Source organism: Quadrisphaera sp. DVD1 (assembly GCF_058932755.1).
Genome location: NZ_JBZYWI010000221.1, coordinates 1 through 3,166, shown reverse-complemented (window position 1 = coordinate 3,166; position 3,166 = coordinate 1). Strand labels below are relative to the sequence as shown.

5 protein-coding genes and 1 pseudogene are annotated in these 3,166 nt (G+C 75.3%); 5 read left to right on the top strand and 1 reads right to left on the bottom strand.

Features of this window, described 5'->3' with window-relative positions:
* From AC5FZL_RS16130 to rplI, 5 genes and pseudogenes are all read left to right on the top strand, one after another.
* A pseudogene (locus tag AC5FZL_RS16130) lies at positions 1-561 on the top strand (hypothetical protein); the annotation flags it as partial.
* Positions 562-676: 115 nt separating this feature from the next.
* Complete coding sequence (gene rpsF / locus AC5FZL_RS16125) at positions 677-967, top strand: 30S ribosomal protein S6 (protein WP_493619895.1); 291 nt, start codon at positions 677-679, stop codon at positions 965-967.
* 60 nt (positions 968-1,027) lie between these two features.
* Positions 1,028-1,627 (top strand): single-stranded DNA-binding protein, encoded by a 600-nt coding sequence (locus tag AC5FZL_RS16120; RefSeq protein ID WP_493619894.1) that lies wholly within the window; start codon positions 1,028-1,030, stop codon positions 1,625-1,627.
* 135 nt (positions 1,628-1,762) lie between these two features.
* Positions 1,763-1,999: a 30S ribosomal protein S18 gene (gene rpsR, locus AC5FZL_RS16115; protein ID WP_493619893.1), complete on the top strand. Its 237-nt coding sequence runs from the start codon at positions 1,763-1,765 to the stop codon at positions 1,997-1,999.
* 11 nt (positions 2,000-2,010) lie between these two features.
* A complete protein-coding gene (gene rplI, locus AC5FZL_RS16110) occupies positions 2,011-2,460 on the top strand; it encodes a 50S ribosomal protein L9 (protein WP_493619892.1) in 450 nt (149 codons plus the stop codon).
* Positions 2,461-2,567: 107 nt separating this feature from the next.
* Here the strand turns inward: rplI and AC5FZL_RS16105 are convergent.
* The coding region (locus tag AC5FZL_RS16105) for an MATE family efflux transporter (protein ID WP_493619891.1) at positions 2,568-3,166 on the bottom strand (599 nt) is incomplete at its 5' end.

Sequence of the window (3,166 nt, the reverse complement as noted above, 5' to 3'; positions counted from 1 at the left end):
CCACTCGTGCGCCTCGTGCCCAGCACCGAGGGCGCCTCCCTGACCGCCGGCACCTCCAGCAGCGCCGGGTACGGGTCCCTGTGGCTGCTGCCCGGGCTCGACGGGCACCCGCTGCCCGCGGGCGCGGCGGGGGTCCTGGCCGGGCTCGGCCTGGCCGTCGTCGTGGCCCTCGCGGCCGTGCGGGCGCTGCGCGGCCGGGCGCCGGTGCCGGTCGCGTCCACGGCGCTGCTGCTCGTCGTCGGAGCGCTCGTCGTCGCGCCGGCCGTCCCCGTGCAAGCGACCCTCGTGGTGCTGCCGCTGGCGGCCCTGGCGGCACCGCGCTGGAGCGCCCACCTGCCCTGGGCAGCGGCCGAGGTGGCCTACGCCACCGGGACCTGGCTGTACCTCTACGGCACGAGCACGCCCGACCGCGCGCTGCCCGCGTGGGCCTACGGGACGCTGCTCGCACTGCGCCTGGTGGCGCTGGCGAACCTCGCCGTCCAGGGCCTGCGCGCACCGGCCGACGGGGCCGAGGAGGCCACCTGGGGACGAGCGGAGCGAGCGGCCCCGCTCTCCCGGTAGTCTTGACCCGCTCCGAGGGCCGGACCGACCTGGTCCACGCCGCGGAGCAGACGCACCAGCCCTCCTGCCACGGAGAGACCGTGGCCGCCTGAGTCCAGAGGAGGTGGGTAGCCGTATGCGTCACTACGAACTGATGGTGATCCTCGATGCAGAGCTCGAGGAGCGCACCGTGGCCCCGTCGCTCGACCGGTTCCTCAACGTCGTCCGCCAGGGCGGTGGCACCGTCGACAAGGTCGACATCTGGGGCCGCCGTCGCCTGTCCTACGACATCAACAAGAAGTCCGAGGGCATCTACGCGGTGGTCGACATGACCGCCGAGCCCGCGACGGCCAAGGAGCTGGACCGCCAGCTCAACCTCAACGAGTCCGTCCTGCGCACGAAGCTCATGCGCCCCGACGCTCGCTGACGCACCGCAGCACCAGCACCAGCGCCACCACCCCCAGCACACCCGCAGCGAGGAGCAGCCATGGCCGGCGAGACCGTCATCACGGTGATCGGAAACCTGACCAACGACCCCGAGCTGCGCTTCACCCCCTCGGGGGCGGCGGTGGCCGGGTTCACGGTGGCCTCCACCCCCCGCACGTTCGACCGCCAGACGAACGAGTGGAAGGACGGCGAGACGCTGTTCATGCGCTGCTCGGTGTGGCGCGACGCGGCTGAGAACGTGGCCGAGTCGCTCCAGCGCGGCGCCCGGGTGATCGTCACCGGTCGACTGGTCTCCCGCTCCTACGACACCAAGGAGGGGGAGAAGCGCACCGTCGTCGAGATGCAGGTCGACGAGGTCGGTCCCTCCCTCCGCTACGCCACGGCCAAGGTCAACAAGACCCAGCGCGGCGGCGGTGGCGGTGGGGGCGGCGGCTTCGGCGGCGGCGGTGGCGGCGGTGGCGCGCAGGGCGGCGGCGGCTTCGGCGGCGCGCCCGCTGCGGGCAACGACCCGTGGGCCACGGGCCCCTCCAGCGGCGGCGGATCCGGCGCCGGCTCCGGCGGGGGCTCCGGCTCCGGCGGGGGCTCCGGCTCCGGCGGCAGCTGGGGCGGCGGCTCCTACAGCGACGAGCCGCCCTTCTGATCGTGCCGGGCGGCTCCGCGCCGCCCGCTGCTCGACCTCGCACGACCCGCGCCCGGCCCACCGCCGCGCGCGGCCCCACGACCACCCCATCCCGGGCCCCGGCAGGGCCCGGGCTCCCAGAGGAGGAGCACCACGATGGCCAAGCCAGTAGTCCGCAAGCCCAAGAAGAAGATGAACCCGCTCAAGGCGGCGAAGATCACCACGGTCGACTACAAGGACACCGCCCTGCTGCGGAAGTTCATCTCCGACCGCGGGAAGATCCGCGCCCGCCGCGTGACCGGCGTGTCCGTCCAGGAGCAGCGCCAGATCGCCATCGCGGTCAAGAACGCCCGCGAGATGGCGCTCCTGCCCTACACCAGCTCCGCGCGCTGAGAGGAGTCGACGTGAAGCTCATCCTCACCCAGGAGGTCACCGGTCTCGGTGCCCCCGGCGACGTCGTGGAGGTCAAGGACGGCTACGGCCGCAACTTCCTGATCCCGCGCGGTCTCGGCACCCGCTGGACCAAGGGCGGCGAGAAGCAGGTGGCGCAGATCCGCGCCGCCCGCGCCACCCGCGAGATCGCCACCCTCGACGAGGCCAAGGCGATCAAGCAGCGGCTCGAGCAGGGCGCCGTGCGCGTCACCGCCCGCACCGGCCAGGGCGGTCGCCTCTTCGGCGCCATCACCCCGGCCGACGTGGCGACCGCGGTCAAGGCCGGCATCGGCCAGGACCTCGACCGCCGCAAGGTCGAGATCGGCAACCCGATCCGCGCGATCGGCAGCTACACGGTGCAGGTCCGCCTGCACGCGGAGGTCTCCGCCTCGATCGACCTCGAGGTCGTCCCCGAGGCCTGACCGCCGGCACCAGCACCACCACGACGGCGCCCGCCCTCCCGCACCGCGGAGGGGCGGGCGCCGTCGTGCGTCCCCGTCGCCCACCCCGTCGCCGCGCTGCCGGCGGATCAGCGCAGGGCGCCGGGGACCGCCCACGCGCCCGTGCGGGCTCGCAGCGCCAGGGTGACCGCCCGGGCGGCCATGAAGGCGCCGGCGAAGGCGGCCCACAGCAGCACCAGCCCGGTCGTGCCGCCGGGCGCCCACCGGTGCACCGCGAGGGCCAGCGGCAGGTAGGCCGCCAGCGTGGCCACGCTCGCGGCGGCGAGGTAGCGGCCGTCCCCGGCGCCGATGAGGACGCCGTCGAGCACGAAGACGACGCCGGCCAGCGGCTGGGCGAGAGCGGCCACGAGCAGCGCCGCGGTCATCGCCTCGCGCACCCCATGGTCGTCGCTGAACAGCGCCGGCAGGAACGGGGCGCTGACGAGCAGCGCCGCCCCCGTCGCCGCGCCGGTGAGCGCGCCCCAGCGGACGGTGCGGGCGGTCGCCGCGCGCGCTCCGGCGACGTCCCCGGCCCCCAGGGCCCGCCCGGTGATCGTCTGGGCGGCGATCGCCAGGGCGTCCAGGGTCAGGGCGAGCAGCGACCACACGCTCGAGACCACCTGGTGCGCCGCCAGCGCCGTGCTGCCCTGGGCGGCCGCGGCGGCGGTGGTGACCAGCAGCGCCGCGC